Consider the following 19593-nt stretch of genomic DNA (forward strand, 5'->3'; position numbering starts at 1 on the left):
GACAAGGGTTTGCGAGGGATTGCCCCCATCAGAAGCCCGCCCCCCTGTAGGAGCGAGCTTGCTCGCGATGGTGGCAGGGACACCGCGTTCATTCAGGCAGCTCTTGTCATCGTTAACACTCATCGCGAGCGAGCTCGCTCCTACACGATTACCGGCGCATGCGCCCAGTCGAGCTGCTCCGCCGGCACCGGCCGCCCGAACCAATAGCCCTGCCCCAGATCACATCCCTGCTCAAGAAGGAAAGCTGCCTGCTCGACCTGCTCGATCCCCTCGGCATGTACCTGCATGCCCATGCTCTGAGCCAGCGCAATGATCACCCGCGAGATCGCCGCATCATCCTCATCCCACGGCAATCCAGCGACGAAGCCCTGGTCGACTTTCAACTTTTGCACTGGCAGACGCTTGAGCCGCAGTAGCGATGAATAACCCGTGCCGAAGTCGTCGATGGCCAGACGCACACCCAACTCGCGCAGGCGATGCATTTGCTCAAGCGCGACTTCCGGATCCTCCATCACCGCGCTTTCGGTCACTTCCAGCTCCAGACACGCCGGTTCCAGCCCGGTTTCGCGCAGGACCTGCGCCACTTGCTGATACAGCTCACGACGGGCGAACAGGCGCGAAGATACGTTGACCGCAACGAACGACAGCACTACGCCACCCTGCTGCCACTGGCACATCTGCCGGCACGCCTGCTGCATGACCCAGGCATCGATTTCAGCAATCAGACCGGTTCGCTCGGCCACCGGGATGAATTCCGCTGGCGACACCAATCCCCGCTGCGGGTGCTGCCAACGCACCAGTGCCTCGACGCCAATCAGGCGACCGGTCCTGAGGTCGTGAACCGGCTGGTAATAAACCCGCAGCTCTTGCCGGTCCAGGGCGCGGCGCAACTCGAAGGCGATCTCGACCCGTTGCTGGGCGTGGGCCGTCAGCTCTTCGGTGTACAAAGCATAATCATTGCGCCCCGTGCTCTTGGCCTTGAATAGCGCAGAGTCGGCATTACGCAACAGCTGCTCGACGCTCAAGGCATCGCTGGGGAACAGGCTGATGCCGATGCTGGTGTTGATGAACAGCTGATGCCCATCAATGAGGAACGGCTCCTTGAGGCCGTCGATAATCCGCTGGGCCAACGCAGCAGCCTGAACCAGTTGCGGACAGCTTTCGGCGAGTACGGCGAACTCATCCCCACCCAAACGCGCCAGGGTGATGCCCGGGCCGAACATGGCGCCCAGGCGCTCGGCCACCGCCTTGAGCAATTGATCGCCGATGGTGTGCCCGAGGCTGTCGTTGATCATCTTGAAGTGATCGAGATCGATCATCAGTAGCGCGCAGCCACGCTTGTGGACCTGCGCCGAGGCCAGGGCCTGTTCGGCGCGGTCGGTGAACAGCAGGCGGTTCGGCAGGTCGGTCAGCGGATCGTGGTGCGCAAGGTGCATCAACTCGTGTTCGGAGTTCTTGATTGCACTGATATCGGAAAACACCGCCACATACTGGCTCGGCTGGCCACGGTCGTCGTGGATCAGGCGGATCGTTTGCCATTGCGGGTAAATCTCGCCGCTTTTGCGCCGGTTCCAGATTTCACTACTCCACTCCCCGACACTGGCGAGTGCGGCAAACATCGCCTGATAAAACTCAGGGGAATGTCGCCCGGACTTGAACAGATTGGGCCGCTGCCCCAGTACGTCCTCACAGCCGTATCCGGTGATTTCCATAAAAGCCCGGTTCACATGGACGATCACGCCTTCCCGATCGGTGACCAGCACCCCCTCGCGGGTGCAGTCGAACACCGCGGCCGCCTGGCGCAGACGCTCGCGGTGGGTATTGCGCTCGTGCAAGGTGGCGCCGATCCCCAGGCACCGCAGCAGCCGCGCCCGGGCAATGACGATCAACCCGGCGCTGAACAGCACCCAAACGTAACCGTTGATCAGTTGCCATCGCAGTCGCTCGGCAGAGCTATCGAATAAACTGTTCAATAAATAGCCACTGATCTGCAGCCAAACCACAGAAAGCAACAGATAGAGCAGCGCTGCACGCAAGGCATCGCGATAGGTGGCAGACATCCGGCGATCCATGTCCCTACAAAAAGGTTGGAATTATAGTTTGAAGACACATCCCGCCACTCTTATCTGAAAGGGCGACTGGTTTTCTGTGTGGGCTTAGTGATAATGCATCGGCTGTTTTTTCTTTCATCGAGGGCCCTATAGCCTATGTGGTACGAAGGTTTTCTTGGCTTGTCGCCCTGGGCACTGGTAGCAGTCACCCTGCTGATGACCCACATCACGATCATTGCCGTCACGGTCTATCTGCATCGTTACTCGGCCCATCGCTCCCTGGAGCTGAATGGGGGCCTTAAGCATTTCTTCCGTTTCTGGCTGTGGCTGACCACGGCGCAGAACACCCGCGAGTGGACCGCCATCCACCGCAAGCATCACGCCAAATGCGAAACCGTCGATGACCCGCACAGCCCGGTCATCAAGGGTTTGTCCACGGTGCTGCGCAAAGGCGCCGAGTTGTACCGCGCCGAAGCGGAAAACCCCGAGACGTTGCGCATCTACGGCAAGAACTGCCCCGAAGACTGGATCGAGCGCAACCTCTACAGCCGCTTCCCGCTGCTGGGTGTGGCGATCATGGGCGTTATCGACCTGCTGCTGTTCGGCACCATCGGCATCACCATCTGGGCCATCCAGATGATGTGGATCCCGGTGTGGGCCGCCGGCGTGGTCAATGGCCTGGGCCATGCCATCGGCTACCGCAACTTCGAATGCCGCGATGCGGCGACCAACCTGGTGCCGTGGGGCATCCTGATTGGCGGCGAAGAACTGCATAACAACCATCACACTTACCCTAACTCGGCAAAACTGTCGGTGAAGAAGTGGGAATTCGACCTCGGCTGGGCGTGGATTCAAGTCTTCAGCTTCCTGCGCCTGGCCAAGGTTCAGCGGGTTGCGCCGATTGCCCACCGCGTCGAAGGCAAGGGCAACCTGGACATGGACACCGCCATGGCGATCCTCAACAACCGCTTCCAGATCATGGCCCAGTACCGCAAATTGGTGATCGGCCCACTGGTCAAGCAAGAGCTGGAAAAGGTCGATCACTCGGTACGTCACCAGTTCCACCGGGCCAAACGCCTGCTTTCGCGCGAGACCAGCCTGCTGGACGACAAACACCATGTACGCATCCAGAACATGCTCGAGCACAGCCAGGCGCTGAAGGTAATTTACGAAAAACGCCTGGCCCTGCAGCAGATCTGGGTCAAGACCAGCTCAAATGGCCACGACATGCTGGCGGCCATCAAGGATTGGGTACACGAGGCCGAAGCCAGCGGGATTCAATCCCTGCGCGACTTCGCCGATCAGTTGAAGACCTACTCCCTGCGCCCTGCCGCCGTCTGAAAAAATGTGGGAGCGGGCTTGCTCGCGAAGGCGGTGAGTCAGTCGACATCTTCATTGACTGGCCCACCGCCTTCGCGAGCAAGCCCGCTCCCACATTGATTTGTGACTGCAAAAATCCGTCGCCCCTACCGCCCGGCGGGAGCAAGCTCCCTCGCCACACCAGGCGGGAACTTCATCTGAAAAGCCCTATCTCAAAGACACTTCGCCATTCCCGGCGGGTTTGGTGTTGGCCGCTATCGAACACGCGGCATGCCCTTTGAGATTTGCGTCGATGGCCCCAAAAAACCTGCAAGACTCATCTCCGTCCCATTGGCCCGAGGCCGCTCAGCCCCTGATAGCGCTGATGCATGCCCAAGGCGAAGTCGCACGCCTGAGCGAACGCGAACAACTGCTCAACACCTTGCTGGCGAGCGTCAACGCGGTGCTATGGGCACTCGATTGGGAAACCCGCAAGGTGCTTTACGTCAGCCCCGCCTATGAACGGATCTTTGGCCGTTCGGCCGATCTACTGCTGGCTGACAGCAATCAATGGCGCGACAGCATTCACCCTGACGACCTGGACCATGCCGAACGCAGCCTTGCCGAAGTGCTGGACAAAGGCGCCGTCGAAGACCGCGAATACCGAGTCATCGCTGCCGACGGCCAGGTGCGCTGGCTAAGCGACAAATGCTACATCAACCGCCAGGCCGAGCCGGGGCAACCGGTGATCATCGTCGGCATCGCCGAAGACATCACCAACAAGAAGCAAATGGAAACCGAGCTGCATCGCCTGGCCACCATCGATGCGCTGACCCAGAGCAGCAACCGCCGTCATTTCTTCGAATGTGCCCACCGAGCGTTCGCACATGCCCGGCAGCAGGGCGAGCCGCTGTCGTTCCTGATGCTGGACATTGATAACTTCAAGACGGTCAATGACACCTACGGTCATCAGGAAGGCGACAACGTGTTGCAGCGCATTGCCGAAAGCGGCCGCGCAGCGTTGCGCCGTCGTGATCTGTTCGGGCGCATTGGCGGTGAGGAGTTCGCCGCGGTGTTTCCCGGGTGCACGCCACAGATGGCCCTGCAAGTGGCTGAACGCCTGCAACGGCAGATTCAGCAATTGAGTTTCAACCATGAAGGCCGGACGTTCGGCATCACCGTCAGCCAGGGCCTGACCAGCCTGACCGCCGCGGACGAAAACGTGGAGAACCTGTTTTCCCGGGCGGATGCGGCGATGTATCAGGCCAAGCGCGAGGGCAAGAACCGGATTGTCACGGCCTGACGCCCCCTCCCTCCCTGTAGGAGCGAGCTCGCTCGCGAAGAACCCGAGGGCACCGCGGGGTGCCAGGTTTCCAGCGTTATCGTTGACGACCATCGCGAGCAAGCTCGCTCCTACAAAGGGTGTGCATGAGCCTCATTTCTTGCGCAGCCGCATCAGCTCCGGCAAGCCGATCTTGAGCAACCTCGCCGTCCGGCTCTTGGCCAGCGCCTCGATGCCCTCATGCTCGCTCAGGCGCGCCATCTGCGCCGCCATGTTCATCACCAGCGCTTCGCGGGAATAAACCCCGCCACCGAGCTGGTAGGCCGCGGCAATCAGCTCTCGTAACTCCAGTGGCAGACGCCAGCGTGTGCGCAGCGCCGAACCATAGGCCGCGCCATATTCCGCCAGCGCTTCACCCACCTCCTCCCACTCGTCCAGCTCGCCGCCGGCCTGTTTCCATTCCTGCAAACAACGCAACAACGCCAGATCGCCGAGACAATGCAACATGCCGGCGCAATAGCAGCGCTCCTGATCCAGATCGAGCAAGCGCGCCAGCGTCCGGGCGTATTCGGCGGTATGCAGGGACAAATCCCAGTAACGCTCGGCATAGTCGGCCAATTGCTGATCGTTGAGCCGGGCACTGCGCTTGAGCGCCAGCCCGAGAATCAGGTTCATGCTCTGCCCGGTGCCGAGGCGATGCAGCGCCTGGGACAGGGTTTGCACCGCGACGCCGTGGTGCTGGGCCGCGCTGTTGGCTGCGGCGATCAGCACGGCCGTGACCTGCGGATCGGTGCGAATTTCGTCTTCCAGCACCGTCAGGTCGAGGCCATTGGGATTGAGGCTGCGTTTGACCGCCACTTGCACGTCAGTCATCAGCGGCGCGCCGTCGGCCATTTCGCGTCGACGCTCCAGATACACCGACAACGTCATACCCGGCGCCAGCGATGGCACCTCGCACGAAACTTCTTCGCCAGAGTGCAGCAGTAACCCCTGCAACCGATGGGTCAGGCTTTCCATGTTCAGGGGTTTGGTCAGGTACGCGGCCGGCGCCAACGGCAAGGCCTCGCGCACGCTGGCACTGTCGCTGCGACTGCTCATCAGAATGAACGGCATAGGCGGATTGCGTTTGCGCTGACGGATACTGCGCAGGACATTCAGACCATCGACGCCCGGCAGCTCCCAGTCGGCGATCACCAGGTCATAGGGGTTGGCCGCCAACAACTCCAGCGCTTGCTGGCCATCGGCGCACAAATCCAGCCGCGCATCGCAGCGTACGTTCAACAACACTTCCTTGAGCAGATCGCGGGACCAGGGGTCGGCCTCGGCGATCAGGACTCTTGGAACCGCGGGTAAAATGACGGTTGTCATACAGCTCTCCCTGGCAATGCAGGAACCTTAGCCAATGCTGGCCATTCGATACAGTGCTAATGCGCGGGATGTGTTCCAGGAGGCATGAAAAAACCCGCCGAAGCGGGTTTTTTGTGGATCAGGTCACACTGGGTGATCAGAGCTCGGAGAAGCACTCTTCGATGATCGCCAGGCCTTTGTCCAGTTGCTCGTCCGGCGAGGTCAGCGGCACCAGGACGCGCAGAACGTTGCCGTAGGTGCCGCAGGACAGCAGGATCAGGCCCTTGTCGCGAGCCTTGGCCACAACGGCTGCCACGGCGGTCGGGTTCGGCTTGTGGCTGTCGCCGCCTTCGAACAGCTCGACTGCGATCATCGCGCCCAGGGCACGAACTTCACCGATCACCGGGTACTTGGCCTGGATGGCCTTCAGGCCGGTTACCAGACGCTCGCCAACAGCCTTGCAGCGATCCAGCAGGTGCTCTTCTTCGAACACTTCCATCACGGCCAGGGCCGCGGCGCAAGCGATCGGGCTACCGGCGTAGGTGCCGCCCAAGCCGCCTGGAGCGATGGCGTCCATGTATTCGGCCTTGCCGCACACACCGGCCAGCGGGAAGCCGCCAGCGATGGATTTGGCGAAAGTGGTCAGGTCGGCAGCAACGCCCATCTGTTCCATGGCGAAGAAAGTACCGGTACGGCCAGCGCCAGTCTGTACTTCGTCAGCGATCAACAGGATGCCGTGCTGGTCGCACAGGGCACGCAGACGCTTCATGAATTCTTTCGGTGCGACGTAGAAACCACCTTCGCCCTGAACCGGCTCGATGATGATCGCGGCGATGTCTTTCGGCTCGGCGTCGTTCTTGAAGATGCGTTCGATGCTGGCGATCGAATCGTCGATGCTCACACCGTGCAGTTCGTTCGGGTACAGCGCGCGGAAGATACCGCCTGGCATCAGGCCCATGCCGGCCGAGTAAGGCACGACTTTACCGGTCAGGCCCAGGGTCATCATGGTGCGACCGTGGTAAGCGCCGGTGAAGGCGATCACGCCGGCACGGCCAGTAGCGGCACGGGCGATCTTGATGGAGTTTTCAACGGCTTCGGAACCGGTGGTCACCAGCAGGGTTTTCTTGGCGAAATCACCTGGCACCTTGGCGTTGATTTTTTCGCACACTTCTACGTACGGCTCGTAGGCCAGCACCTGGAAGCAGGTGTGGGTCAGCTTGTTCAGCTGCTCGGTCACGGCGGCGATGACTTTCGGGTGCACGTGGCCGGTATTCAGCACGGCGATACCGCCGGCGAAGTCGATGAACTCACGACCTTCAACGTCGGTCACGGTAGCGTTCTTCGCGGAATCGGCGAAGATCGGGTGAATCTGGCCAACACCACGTGGAACTGCAGCGGTACGGCGGGCCATCAAATCAGCGTTAGTCTTGCTCATACTTTCCTCATTCACCGCTCATCGGGCGGCGTGGTTCAAGGATTAAGCGGCGGGGAACAACAGCGGTAGCATGCGATGATCGACTGCCACAGCGTTCCCGGCCACCGAGAAAATTTCGTTTGAAACACGCAAAGGGACAGCGCTCTCGTGCCCTTTGCGTTTGAAGCGATGCCTTTTTCCGGGCTTAGATGCCCAGGCAGAGGTATTTGATTTCCAGGTAATCTTCGATGCCGTACTTGGAGCCTTCACGGCCAAGGCCCGAGGCCTTGATGCCGCCGAACGGCGCGACTTCGTTGGAGATCAGACCGGTGTTAACGCCGACCATGCCGTATTCCAGGGCTTCAGCCACACGGAACACTCGACCCAGGTCGCGGGCATAGAAGTACGAGGCCAGACCGAACTCGGTGTCGTTGGACATCGCGATCACATCGGCTTCGTCTTTGAAGCGGAACAGTGGAGCCAGTGGGCCGAAGGTTTCTTCCTTGGCTACGGCCGCGTTGTTCGGCACGTTGGTCAGGATGGTCGGTTCGAAGAAGTTGCCTTCCATCGGCTTGCCGCCAGCCAGCACGGTCGCGCCTTTGCTCAAAGCGTCGGCGATGTGTTCTTGCACCTTGGCCACGGCTTTTTCGTCGATCAGCGGGCCAGTGGTGGTGCCTGCTTCCAGACCGTTGCCGATCTTCAGTTTGGCCACAGCCACTTTGAGCTTCTCGGCGAATGCGTCGTAAACACCGCCCTGAATGTACAGACGGTTGGCGCAGACGCAGGTCTGGCCGTTGTTGCGGTATTTGGAAATGATCGCGCCTTCGACGGCCTTATCCAGGTCCGCGTCGTCGAACACGATGAACGGCGCGTTGCCGCCCAGTTCCAGGGACACTTTCTTGATGTCCTTGGCGCATTCGGCCATCAGTTGACGACCGATTTCGGTCGAACCGGTGAAGGACAGCTTGCGCACGATCGGGTTGCTGGTCAGCTCGGTACCGATGTCGCCGGCGCTGCCGGAAACCACGCTGAACACACCAGCCGGGATGCCGGCACGCTGGGCCAGCTCGGCCAGGGCGAAAGCGGAGTACGGGGTTTGCGAAGCAGGCTTGAGCACCATGGTGCAACCGGCGGCCAGGGCCGGGCCGGCTTTACGGGTGATCATTGCAGCCGGGAAGTTCCACGGGGTGATTGCAGCGGTCACGCCGATTGGCTGCTTGATCACGATCAGGCGCTTGTCAGGCTGGTGGCCCGGAATCACGTCACCGTAGATGCGTTTGGCTTCTTCGGCGAACCATTCGATGAAGGAAGCGGCGTAAACGATTTCGCCCTTGGCTTCGGCCAATGGCTTGCCTTGCTCCAGGGTCATCAGGCGAGCCAGGTCGTCCTGGTTCTCGATCATCAGTTCGAACCAGCGACGCAGTTTGCCCGCACGTTCCTTGGCGGTCAGAGCACGCCAGGCCGGCAGCGCCTTGTCAGCAGCTTCGATCGCACGGCGGGTTTCGGCAGCGCCCATTTTCGGCACGGTGCCCAGAATTTCGCCCGTTGCCGGGTTGTTGACCTTGATCGTCTGACCATTGTCCGCATCAACCCACGCGCCATCGATGAAGGCTTGCTGGCGGAACAACTGGGTGTCTTTAAGCTGCATGTCGGCTTTCCTTAACAGCACCGCAATGAATGCGGAGCAAATTATGATTGTAGAAAGGCGCCTCGATAGGCTGCCGTCAGGGAAATCATTCACCGGGCTGAAGCACATAAATAGCGCACGGATTGGACTCGCGCGGTTCAGCACCCAGACAAGAGCGTTTGAAATCTCAAACGAATCCTAGGATCAAAGGGGGTAAAGGACAATAGCCTGTTCGAAAAAAAGAACGAAAACGACGCTTTTGCCTGTTTTTTCTGATCAACGTAGCAGGCGCGCGTTACGCTTGTAATAAACGTAGGCGATTCAGCAGCATGGACGCCTTCAATGCATATGAGTATCATGGCGCCCGCTGCACCAGTAGCTCAGCTGGATAGAGTACTGCCCTCCGAAGGCAGGGGTCGTGGGTTCGAATCCCGCCTGGTGCACCATTTTCTGTAACTGCTTGTCCGGTATACATTTATCGACAAACAGAGGGTCTGAAAGGCTGGTGGGGCACTGAGACGTGCTTTTAGGTGGGGCATCGCAACGGTGCAGCCCATGCCAGTCCAACCCGCATTCCTCACCCTCAACAGACATAAAACCTACTACTTCCGCATAGTGGTCCCCAAACCTCTTCGCACTGCCTTTTCCTTACAAAGGGAAATCCGACGCTCGCTAAAAACGGACAGCGCCAGGCTAGCGCTTAAGCGTGCCCGGCAATACGCTGCACGCTTCGAAGCTGCTTTTGATAGGGTGCTAGCTGTGGCAGGGAAAGACGATTACGTTCCGACAGACGCAGATTACGAGCTCTACATTAATGAGATAGAGCAGGCTGAGTCGGCTGGCGCGTGGGCGAGCCACCCGGCTGAACCAGCGCAGAACGCCGTATCGGCCCTTTCAGACGAAGACTGGCAAAAAATCGAAATACGACAACGCTGGAATGCCATAGCTGAAGTGCTAACCGGCAATACAAAACGGGCTATCCCAGAGAGTCAGAAAGGCCTCGCAGATCAAATTTTTGCCGCCGGCAATGGAATCCCGTTTACAAAGTTCCGGAAGCTTCTACCGAAGCTATTAGATGAGCTAGCTCTGCAACAGCTCAATAGACCGGGCGCAACCGTAGCAACGCCAGCCCCGGCCTCAGCACCGATAGCGCCAAAACCACCAAGCCCTACTCTGTATGAGCTTTGGCTGCTTCTACGTGAGACTGACAAGCGCCTGAACAGAAAAAAGTCAGCCAGCGCCCACGCTGATGAACAGGGGCACGCCCTCAGGCTTACCATTCTGAGCGGTAACAGGCCGTTTGGCTCTCTAACGCTCGCTGATATCAATCAGCTGTATCTACTCACTCAGCAGGTCAAAGCCCTTCGCGGCAAAAAAATTCCGCCGCCGGACTCACCTATTGAATCGATCCTTGCCTCGCAAGGGGACGACCTGATTAGCGGTCCAACCATTGAAAAGATGATCATCCGGCTTAGCGTGTTGCATAAATTCGCTTATGCCAAAGGTCACACAAACGTCGATCCAGCAAAAGTCGAAGTACCCCGGATCAGTGAAACTGAGCGCATTGAGAGGAAGGACAAGCCATTTACCGTCCAAGAGCTGGATGCAATTTTCTCCGGCTATATCTACAAAGGAACGAACAGCGAATCGGCAAATCTCGTCTTCCCCTACCAATTCTGGCTTCCACTTCTTGGCCTCTTCATGGGCGGTCGACTTAATGAGCTCTGCCAGCTCGAAACATCTGACATTGCGAAGGAAGCGAACACAAACATCTGGTTTGCTCGGCTTGTTGTAGAAGGTACGAAATCGTTAAAAAACAGTCATAGTAGTCGACTCATTCCGATCCATGATGAACTTATTCGAGTTGGTTTCCTGGACTTTGTGGCTGAAGCACGAACAGAGGGCAGGAAAAATTTGTTTTCGGATGGCCTCACTTATCAAAAGATCAAAGGTTGGGGAGGAAACGCAACCACCTTTTTCACTCGGATGCCGAGCCCGAGTACCACCCATGGAGGCTATTTCTATAGCATCGGAATCCGAAAGCGGCTCCCGGATGGCAAACCAGACGCAAAGAGACTTCATGCATTCCGACATACCTTCATTGATCTATTGCGAAATACCAGTGATGAGGCTGATCACTTAATACCTGTTTACACCGGACATGCGGAAAAAAATAAAAACCAATCCGACGATTACGGATCGGGGTACTGGCTTTCAAAGCTGCATCGGGTGCTGCATACAGTGCAGTTTCCCCCAGATCTTTCGGAAATCACCTACGCGGACTTTGTACAACGCTTAGGACACATACTCACTCCGTGCATCCAGGAGCACCGTAGCACCCACAGCCTTAATCCCTCTGAGTTGCCAAAAACATAAGCGGGCTATCTCAGAATTGAAGAAGACAGATACTGGTTTAGGGACGCGTTTTTCAAGCCTTCAGTGCTAACCAAGTATCGATGCAGCCTTTAGATTGAGCAATTCTCGCTGCGGCAGCAATCGCCCGCGCCCTACCCGTCTAGATGCCATCGTATTTCCTCCCTTTAGAGCCAGCTTGTTCCATGTATGAGGCGCCAACCATCCTTGGATGGCGCACTTTGGCTGTGACCGCTCAGCTAAACAATCGGAACCCGTGGCCGCCGCCGTATCGGGTCTTTAACCGTTACGTCTTCTATCTGTTCATCGGTCGGCCACCCGATGGACGCTAAAATAGAAGCAATTTCGAGGTTATTCGACATCAGATCGCAAAACTGCACGGCAGCATTATTCGAACCTACAAAGCAATTGCGAAGAGCGACTGCTAGCATGATAGTAGGATTGGACGATGTAGAAACATTTCGCAGGATATCTGCGAGCGGGGTGTCGGTTTCCGAAGGATAACCTTGCCTCAGAAACACCCAAATATCGAAAAGTACAAGCCAGGCAGCGTGGTAAATGTCGTCTTCTGAAGGCTGATTTTCTTTGAGGCGCTCTGCGAGTGACGCCCACTCTTCCGGATTGAAATATTTCCTGAATGCCATCGGTAAAATCTCATTTACCGAGTGTTTCAAAACTTCTCTCCAGATGGGCGTGAGCTTCATATCAAATGACAGCTCTAGAGCTTGTGGGATGTATTGGGAAACAACTTCTGTTTTACTTAAGCGCTCCCAATATAGATCCTTTTTAGTATTCATGTGGCCGCGATGATCCTGCCGGATGTCGACGATATCGAGCGATCTTCTACGGCGCGGATGATCTGGCTCTTCTCCAAAATGAACCGCATTATTCGAATCGATATTATCCTCAAAAGCTTTGAAAAATTTGGCGATGGTTTTTCCTCGGATATTTCTACGAGACAACCATTCTTTTGCTGTCGCCGAAAATATTCCTTTCACTGTCTTCTTTGTACGACCCGCAGAGGGGCCAAGAGCATTGTGCAGCGCAAGTTCGAATGATGAGTGAAGATCAGTGGCGGCCCCGGCTATTGCCGCCAAATTTAGCCCATGATCATGATGGGGGCCATGGTTTGACGTGAATAGTAGAGATAATTCTCGGTTAAAAATATGCTTAGAGCTTTCCGTCGGATCGAGGAGCATTGCCAATCCAACGCAAACCGCCGATGCTGCATTCGTCTCTGCATTTTGGGATGCCCAAATGGATTGGATTTTCGCCAATATTTCCATTACATTCGAAGGTCCGCTTTCTGACTGTATTCCGTGTATAAGATTTACAAGCAACAGTTTCTTTTCAGCTGTCAGCACAAGCTTTTCTAATTCAGTACGTTCTATCTTTGGAAGCCCAATCAGTCGCCCAATTAACACCAATACTATTTTTTCGTTATTACTTGCTCGGTGAAAGCAGTCACTCCATGCGGGCAAGGCACGGTTCAGATAGTTGGCGTCCTTAAGGATCAAGCTTTCAAAAGATTGTTTCAAATCAACAATGTCTTGCTCCTCATCGCAGGCCATCAAGGCTTTAACTACGATTGCAAATATTTCTTCTGCACGAGCTTCGGCGGGCTCGATCGAGTCACGTAGAAGACCATTAAGCAATAGCGATGTATCTCGCAGATTGGAATGCTCTGATTCGATTAGCTTGTCGATATAAAACGATTTCGCAGGAGCCGATTTTAAGCTAGCGATCAGCAGCCGAACTACCTCTCTCCAACGAGGGTTTAGAAGCGCGCCGTTCAACTCCTCCCAGATGGATTGAGCACCTTTTGTTTCACCAAATGCGAGCAAATATGTTGCGCATAGATACTCTTGAAAAGTGAGGTGGATAAAGCTGTAGAGACCATCGCCAGCCTCAATTAATAGTCCGGCCGAATTTTTAATGAATAGGAGGAACTCTTCGGCTTGGTCCTGGGCCTCGTCCGTATCTTTGAGATGCTCATGCTCAATTATGTGATCGGCAAGGAACTCTAGTAACTCTTGATGTTCGGCAACGGATCTCCCTTCTGAGCCCATGCTTCGGGTATGCATCCAATACGCAATCGCCTCTACACGCACCCTGTTCCGCTGCTCTATGCGGCCTTTGATGATCTCATCATCATTACGTTTCGCTTTGTACCAGGTGTTTAGCAGAGTCTCCGTACACTTTTGATAGAGCACGACCCTCTGATCTGGAAGTACTGCATCGATTCTATGGACTAAAGCAACAATGGTTAGCAATAAGGGATTTCTGGCAAGCTCCCTGATTGAATCATTTTCCCGAGAGGTCATAACCTTGATTAGGTCGTTTGCGCTCCTATCTCGTTCAGCTGCATCCGCTACCCTGACTGAATACCAATCTCTAATAAACTTCATGATCTCGTCAAGACGAAGCTTTGCAACTCTGTAGTGTTCGTAAGACTCGTCAAATCTCACCTCAGCTTCGTACCCTACTAGCCTTGATGAAATGACCACTGTGTTTCCAGGGTAATTGGCCGTGAATGACTCGATTCTGCGCCTTATAGTATTTTTGAAGTTTTGGCCTGGTAATTCGTCCAACCCATCGAAAAGTACGATTGCTTGAGCACTTTCCAAATAGTATTCATAAAAGCTCAGCGTAAGCCCTGTTAGGTTGAAATCAGCTTCCGCGACATCACGTATGAAGTCCAGCATAGATAGATTGCTGTTTTTCTTAAGCTCATCTGCATAGCGCCTAAGCGTAATTACTATGGTAAGTCGCCCGTCTGCAGTGAATCGACAGCGGCGCTGCAAGCCTTTACTAGTTCCCACTAGGGCTAAAAAGCCTAAAAGTGTGGACTTGCCCGAGCCTGGGTCTCCTAATATTACAGTCTTGGAACCTGGTGTTAGAAAATTTAGCGGATTGATCCTGTGTGTATCTTCAGTCTCCTCCGGCTGACGTTCGCCTACTACGGAAAGTGGAATATATATATTTTCTAATGGAATTCGCCTCAGAGCCTCTTGCTTGTAAACTGACATACCAACAAATTCAATCTTTCCATATCGCTGCTGCATGTTTTTGTTGTATTGAGCTCTAAGCTCTTTGATCCCTTTTTGCAGGGTCCGCCCATGTGGGATGAGTGTCGGATAGTAATGTAGGCAAATGTGATGCGTTTGAAGAAACAGGTCTTGAAGTCGGCTGTGTCCCATATGCTCTATTGGCAAAACATCTTCGTATTTTGCTTTGAGTTTTTCAAACCAGGCTACATCTCCTCCGTTTTTTCGGACACCCGAATTCTTAAGGTCATCCGGTGTAACCAACACCCATTTGGTCAAGTTTAAAGAATCATTTCGCTCGATTGCGTTGACCAGGGAATTAGTTATCTCATGCCGATGGGCATCGCTGAGTGGGGAAGGGAAAAATTTATACTGGAAGCCTATCGCTTCGCCGGACTTCTGGTTCCGAGAAAAACCATCCAGCCCTTCAAAGTCACCTGAGGCGTCGTCAAAAAGATTGAATTCGTGGTCGTTGCGTTTGGCTTCGTTCAACAAGAGAAGCCCTACTATCCTTCCGAATTCTTTACCTCCTTCTGTTCCAGGCGGGAGAATTTTGCTCAAGGAAGGTACCGCGTGCACCCGTTGCCCAACTGAAGCCATTTTTCGTTCCTGTCCATGTCGTGCGCTCATAAGGAAAGCGCTCACCAGGAAAAAATATCAGGTGCGGGTCTCCCGCGCATCTTTTTAGATTCGTCCTGACTAGAAAGTATTGGCTCATGGGTTTTAATGCTCAGCGAATAGACTGATGGGATTGGCACACTCCGTCAGAAGGTCCGCCGTTTTCACATCTAGCGCTTTAGCCAGTCGCCAGATGTTGTACAAGGTACAGTTTTTTCAGACCGCTCCAGCATCTCTGTATAGTTCGGATGAACGCTCGCTCTGCAAGCACCTCCTGAGAAAGGCCATACAACATATTTCTTCTGTCGCTTCCCAAGTGAAAGCACTACGTCTGGCGGATATCTTTATAGATGTGGCATTCGTGAACGGGATGCTCGGGGTAAAACAGACAGCAAGAATTTTCTTAGCTTTCGTCATACGTTTGCTGACATGGCCCGAGACTCTGGCGCAGAGGCCTATCTCGTAGAGCCGGATATCACAGGGCACTCTCGAGACATAGAGGGACAGATCGGGAAATATGGGAATGGATTCTACCTACAAAAAAGCAGGCCGTTTTTGAATGGCTGACTATTCCGATTGCTCTTTCATACATTACATATTCCAACTTTGAAAGCCGCCTTGATCAAAAGATCAAAGCCGACACTACAAAAACCCGCGAAAAACACGGATTAAATAAAATGGAAAAATATGTTGTAAAAAAGAGCTAAACGCACACCCGAAACCTAGCAGTGCCCGGCGCCGTATATTATTGCCTACCGGGCCAGATAGAACGACTCTAACGAAGCAGATTACCCACTCTTACATCCAAGAGAAGCCTAAGTTCCTGCTCAAATCCATCCTGCCCTGGTCCGTCAGACTCAAACTGAAAGTTTTCATGTCGCACATCATTCAAAAAAATGATAATAGCATCAATCTCTTGCAACATCTGAGACAAGCTCTTCACGCTTTCGATTTTATCCGACGACATGGGCTGCCATCTAACCACATACCCCCTGGAACCATCATCAAAATCCCTTATCCTCTCAGAGCCAACCAATTTTCGCTCAACACTCTGCCTGTCCATATCAGAACCAACTTGCAGCAAGAGAGCATCGGCATTTATACCTATTTGTTGAGGTTCCATAACGCATTGATATATGAAACTATTCCAGTCAAATTCTCCATTACTATAATTAAGCTCTCGGTGCAAGGCATCAACTAAAAGCTTCCTAACCGCACTGCAATGATTTATGTATACACTTTCCTTCTTAAAATATTCAGTATCCACCAGAAAAGTGGAATGCATGCTACATAGCAACACCTCTATGAACGCTTGAACCTCACCATAAAACTTGAAGAGAGTAGAACTTTTCTTATTTTCACTCGCTTGATAATCATACCCTTCCCGAGCACATACAAAGGTGGATTTAAGCCCTGGGAGTCGTTTATGCATCCAGTTCAATGCATCCTCTGCCTCCGAGCAAACCTGCACCACGGTACTATTACGAAGGTCTTTATTTCTAAGCGATACTAACCTCTTCCAACCATTGAAAACGTTCTTTCTCTTTATATTAACTTCCGCGTCTTCTCTAAAACTCAGTTGCTCGTCAATGCGTCTGTGAACAGCCTCAACGACTGGTGAGAAGTCAAAAACCCTCAGTTGCGAATCTCCATCTTTCCTTGCAAGCAGTTGAATGAAATCAGAAAAATTCTGCTCATCCACTGCCTTGATATACTTTTTTGTCATCGGATCGACTAGCAAAGATCGTACTAAAAGCTGCTGTTTCATTTTGAATACCCCGTGAGCTCGCCAGGACGATCTATCACATTCAGATTAATTGCTCAATAACATCAGAAGGCAAAAGTATGATGATGGCTCAAAAAGTGTACTTTTTGAGCCATCAAATCTAGTCCACGCAAGCAACGTAAAGCCTGAGCGTCATGATGGCTCAAATCTGTTGTTTTTATCTGAGCCATCACCTATATTCTGAGCCATACTTTTGAGCTAAAGAGAGACGCAATCCGATGACAGTCCTAGCTTACGTTCGAGTCAGTACAGAAGATCAGAGCACAGAGGCACAGCGCCATTCGATTGCCGCGCTGCACAACGTCGAACACTGGTACGCGGACGAGGCCACCAGCGGGGCAACAAAGGCAATACAACGTCCCGGTTTTGCAGAGCTTTTCAAGTTTGCTCGCAAGGGCGATACCTTGATCGTATCTGCAATTGATCGTTTGGGAAGGGACACCATTGATCTGCTCGAAACAGTCGAAGCTCTGAAAGCCAAAGGCGTAGCGGTCGTCTCAATGCGAGAAGGCTTCGATCTGTCCAGCCCAATCGGGAAAGCAATGCTCACCATGTTGGCCGCTGTCGCTGAGCTGGAGCGTTCGAATATTAAAGCCCGTCAGCTAGCGGGCATCACTCGGGCTCGTGCGATGGGTCAGAAGTTGGGCGCACCAAAGAAGATCGACGACGCCGCCGTACATGCGTGGCGTAAAGCCAATTCAGCCACCATTCAAGAAACAGCTACTCAATTTGGAATCTCCGTCGCAGCGGTGAAACGAGCCTGCGCCATCAAACTCTCATTCAGCTATCAGGGGTAGCAATCATGGCAGGCAACCAGAAAACACCTGACCAAGCTGCTCAGGCTGTAATCCTCAGAGAGGCTGGATGGACCATCACCGCAATTGCAGGTCGACTGGCGATCAGTGTCAGCACAGCTCAGCGCCTTCTCAAAAAACACAATGCTGTGGCTGGCGCCGGAACTCAGGCGCTGATTGAAAAGGCCAGAGAAGAGCTACTTACAACGGCATTTTCTCTCGACGCTGTGCAGCAGACAGTAGCGTCCCTTGTCACCGACGAGCTGGCGCTGACTCAACAACTCAGGATGAAGCTCGCAAATGCGGTTGAAACCCTTGATCCAACTGATCCGACAGTTTTCAGGGGGCTCGCTGCCGCAGCTACGACACTGAAGCTAACGCAGGATGTAACGCGACGTGCGCTGCCTTTAGAGAAGCTGAATCAAGCCCTGGCTTTCGAAGAGCTCCCGGAGCTCAAGATTCATATCATGACCGAAAACGATGTCGCCGAGATGCGAGCACAGCAGAGACTGGAAGAAGCGGAGCGTGATGGGGACATCAATAGCATTGAAGACGAGCAAGAAACTTTGCGGTGGTTCGAAAGCAAGCGATTGGCGCAGCAAGATCAACAAGACGACGACATCATCTGTGAAGGCTTTGACTCACACATGACCTGTCCATGACCGGTCAATCGTCAAACCCTTAGAAACCGGTGTAAGTATTGAACACCCTGGCAGCATCCAGGGAAACGCGAAAATGAAAATCGACCCGAACTAGCTCGGGTATTGAGACAGCCATGACCTTTAAGCATCAGAGCCCATTCAAAGAAGGGGAGGTTCTCGAAATCCAAGCGCGGCTGCTTGAAAGCGCCAATCGCCTCCATGCGGAAAGTATTGTTGACAGGGGCAGATACCGAGCCTTGTTCGGTACGGACTGGTTTGAACATATAGAGGAGCAGGATGATTCCTTCGCGGACTTGGATCAGCTCATTGCTGAGTCTTTTCAGGAATTACCTGAAAGCGCGCTTGAAAAAATCAGCATGGCCTCTGCCAAGAATCCCCCTATCGAGGCCGGTTTGTTCGCGGGAACGCCTTCATATGGCTTATTGAGCTCGCGCATGCCCGATCTGCCTGACAGTGACAATGTGAAATTTTCAGGTGGGCAAAGCATTCCACATCATCCAAAACGAGTTGAGGCTGGAGTAAATGCAAACCCAGGCCGCTCAAAATGGCGTGCTCAATCGATCTCCACGCCAGGAAAAGCGGGACTTGTAGCTCTTTTTCAACTGAGTCATTCCGAACGCCTAGTAGCTATTAGTGAACTAGATCCAACCCTTGACCATGACCAGATACAGGGTCTGTTGAAAACAGCAGACTTCCTTCACAAGCTGGCGCAGGACTATCAAGGGAAAGGCGAACTACTGGATTGGGCTAAATTTGTCACACCGGAGATAAAGCAATTCTTTCGCCTCCTTCTGCTTTGCAAGAGGCCCGAAGCAAAAACGATCACCATCCGACTGGATCATGATTCGGCTGAGGCTGCTTTAGCGGCTCCTCGTGGCCCTGCTAACTACCTCGCTGAGATCATCAAACGTAGCTTGGCGAAGCTGGGCATCGAGACTGATCTTGCCTTTAACCTGGAATTCAACCATACCGGCAGCACTGAAAATCATCCTCTCCATATTCACGGAGCGTTATGCATCCCGGATGGCAGAGTAGATGAGGTTTCGAAGGCTCTCAGGAGCGCGCTAGCTGAGGGTTATAGGCAGCGCTACAGCAACCTTGCCGTGCATATCGAAAAACCCCGGAGCGCCCAATGGTGGGCCGCCTACTGCATCAAGGAATACCTCATCACCGCTGGTAATCTTGAAGCTGAGAGAGGGCGAAAAAACCGCCCGAACTACGCGACTCAACAGCTGACACAGCAGGCAAAAAACTTTTATAAGGGGATAGGGACTTGGCTCGCTGCCTAGTAGA

The 19593-nt window shown here is 54.1% G+C and carries 12 protein-coding genes and 1 tRNA gene; 7 read left to right on the forward strand and 6 right to left on the reverse strand.

Translation table 11 applies throughout. The annotated features are described in order from the left end of the window. Positions 1-140: 140 nt before the first annotated feature. Positions 141-2060: a phosphodiesterase DibA gene (gene dibA / locus ACEN8Q_RS22300; RefSeq protein WP_413703749.1), complete on the reverse strand. Its 1920-nt coding sequence runs from the start codon at positions 2058-2060 to the stop codon at positions 141-143. Positions 2061-2207: 147 nt separating this feature from the next. Between dibA and desA the strand changes: the two genes are divergently transcribed. Together desA and ACEN8Q_RS22310 are read left to right on the forward strand one after the other, a co-directional pair. Beyond that, the gene (gene desA, locus ACEN8Q_RS22305; protein WP_008019116.1) at positions 2208-3392 is read left to right on the forward strand and encodes a delta-9 fatty acid desaturase DesA; all 1185 of its coding nucleotides are present in this window, start codon (positions 2208-2210) and stop codon (positions 3390-3392) included. A 271-nt stretch (positions 3393-3663) separates the two neighbouring features. Beyond that, the gene (locus ACEN8Q_RS22310; RefSeq protein ID WP_413703750.1) at positions 3664-4653 is read left to right on the forward strand and encodes a diguanylate cyclase; all 990 of its coding nucleotides are present in this window, start codon (positions 3664-3666) and stop codon (positions 4651-4653) included. A 132-nt stretch (positions 4654-4785) separates the two neighbouring features. On the opposite strand, the gene ACEN8Q_RS22315 is transcribed toward ACEN8Q_RS22310, so the two are convergent. From ACEN8Q_RS22315 to gabD, 3 genes are all read right to left on the reverse strand, one after another. Beyond that, on the reverse strand, positions 4786-6000 hold the full coding sequence (locus tag ACEN8Q_RS22315) for an HDOD domain-containing protein (protein ID WP_413703751.1): 1215 nt from the start codon (positions 5998-6000) through the stop codon (positions 4786-4788). A 136-nt stretch (positions 6001-6136) separates the two neighbouring features. Then, positions 6137-7414, reverse strand: coding sequence for a 4-aminobutyrate--2-oxoglutarate transaminase (gene gabT, locus ACEN8Q_RS22320; RefSeq protein ID WP_008019119.1), 1278 nt, complete (start codon positions 7412-7414; stop codon positions 6137-6139). 184 nt (positions 7415-7598) lie between these two features. Further along, entirely contained in the window at positions 7599-9041 is a 1443-nt protein-coding gene (gene gabD, locus ACEN8Q_RS22325; RefSeq protein WP_413703752.1) for an NADP-dependent succinate-semialdehyde dehydrogenase, read from the reverse strand. Positions 9042-9389: 348 nt separating this feature from the next. Here gabD and ACEN8Q_RS22330 point away from each other — a divergent pair. Beyond that, positions 9390-9466: transfer RNA gene (locus tag ACEN8Q_RS22330), tRNA-Arg, on the forward strand. Between the two features lie 109 nt (positions 9467-9575). Next, positions 9576-11396, forward strand: coding sequence for a DUF6538 domain-containing protein (locus ACEN8Q_RS22335; protein WP_413703753.1), 1821 nt, complete (start codon positions 9576-9578; stop codon positions 11394-11396). Positions 11397-11632: 236 nt separating this feature from the next. Here ACEN8Q_RS22335 and ACEN8Q_RS22340 read toward each other — a convergent pair whose 3' ends face one another. Both ACEN8Q_RS22340 and ACEN8Q_RS22345 read right to left on the reverse strand, forming a co-directional pair. Beyond that, positions 11633-15001, reverse strand: a complete 3369-nt coding sequence (locus ACEN8Q_RS22340; protein WP_413703754.1) for an NACHT domain-containing protein — start codon at positions 14999-15001, stop codon at positions 11633-11635. An 832-nt stretch (positions 15002-15833) separates the two neighbouring features. Then, a complete protein-coding gene (locus ACEN8Q_RS22345; protein ID WP_413703755.1) occupies positions 15834-16826 on the reverse strand; it encodes a hypothetical protein in 993 nt (330 codons plus the stop codon). A 236-nt stretch (positions 16827-17062) separates the two neighbouring features. On the opposite strand from ACEN8Q_RS22345, the gene ACEN8Q_RS22350 reads away from it, so the two are divergent. The 3 genes from ACEN8Q_RS22350 (at position 17063) to ACEN8Q_RS22360 (ending at position 19589) form a co-directional block, all read left to right on the forward strand. Continuing rightward, a complete protein-coding gene (locus ACEN8Q_RS22350) occupies positions 17063-17641 on the forward strand; it encodes a recombinase family protein (RefSeq protein WP_413703756.1) in 579 nt (192 codons plus the stop codon). Positions 17642-17646: 5 nt separating this feature from the next. Then, positions 17647-18300 carry a helix-turn-helix domain-containing protein gene (locus tag ACEN8Q_RS22355; protein WP_413703757.1) on the forward strand — a complete coding sequence of 218 codons (654 nt, stop codon included), beginning with the start codon at positions 17647-17649 and terminating at the stop codon, positions 18298-18300. 113 nt (positions 18301-18413) lie between these two features. Further along, on the forward strand, positions 18414-19589 hold the full coding sequence (locus ACEN8Q_RS22360) for a hypothetical protein (protein ID WP_413703758.1): 1176 nt from the start codon (positions 18414-18416) through the stop codon (positions 19587-19589). Positions 19590-19593: the final 4 nt, after the last annotated feature.

The sequence above is a fragment of the Pseudomonas sp. Pseusp16 genome (assembly GCF_047324915.1).
Classification (GTDB): Bacteria; Pseudomonadota; Gammaproteobacteria; order Pseudomonadales; family Pseudomonadaceae; genus Aquipseudomonas; species Aquipseudomonas fluorescens_CD.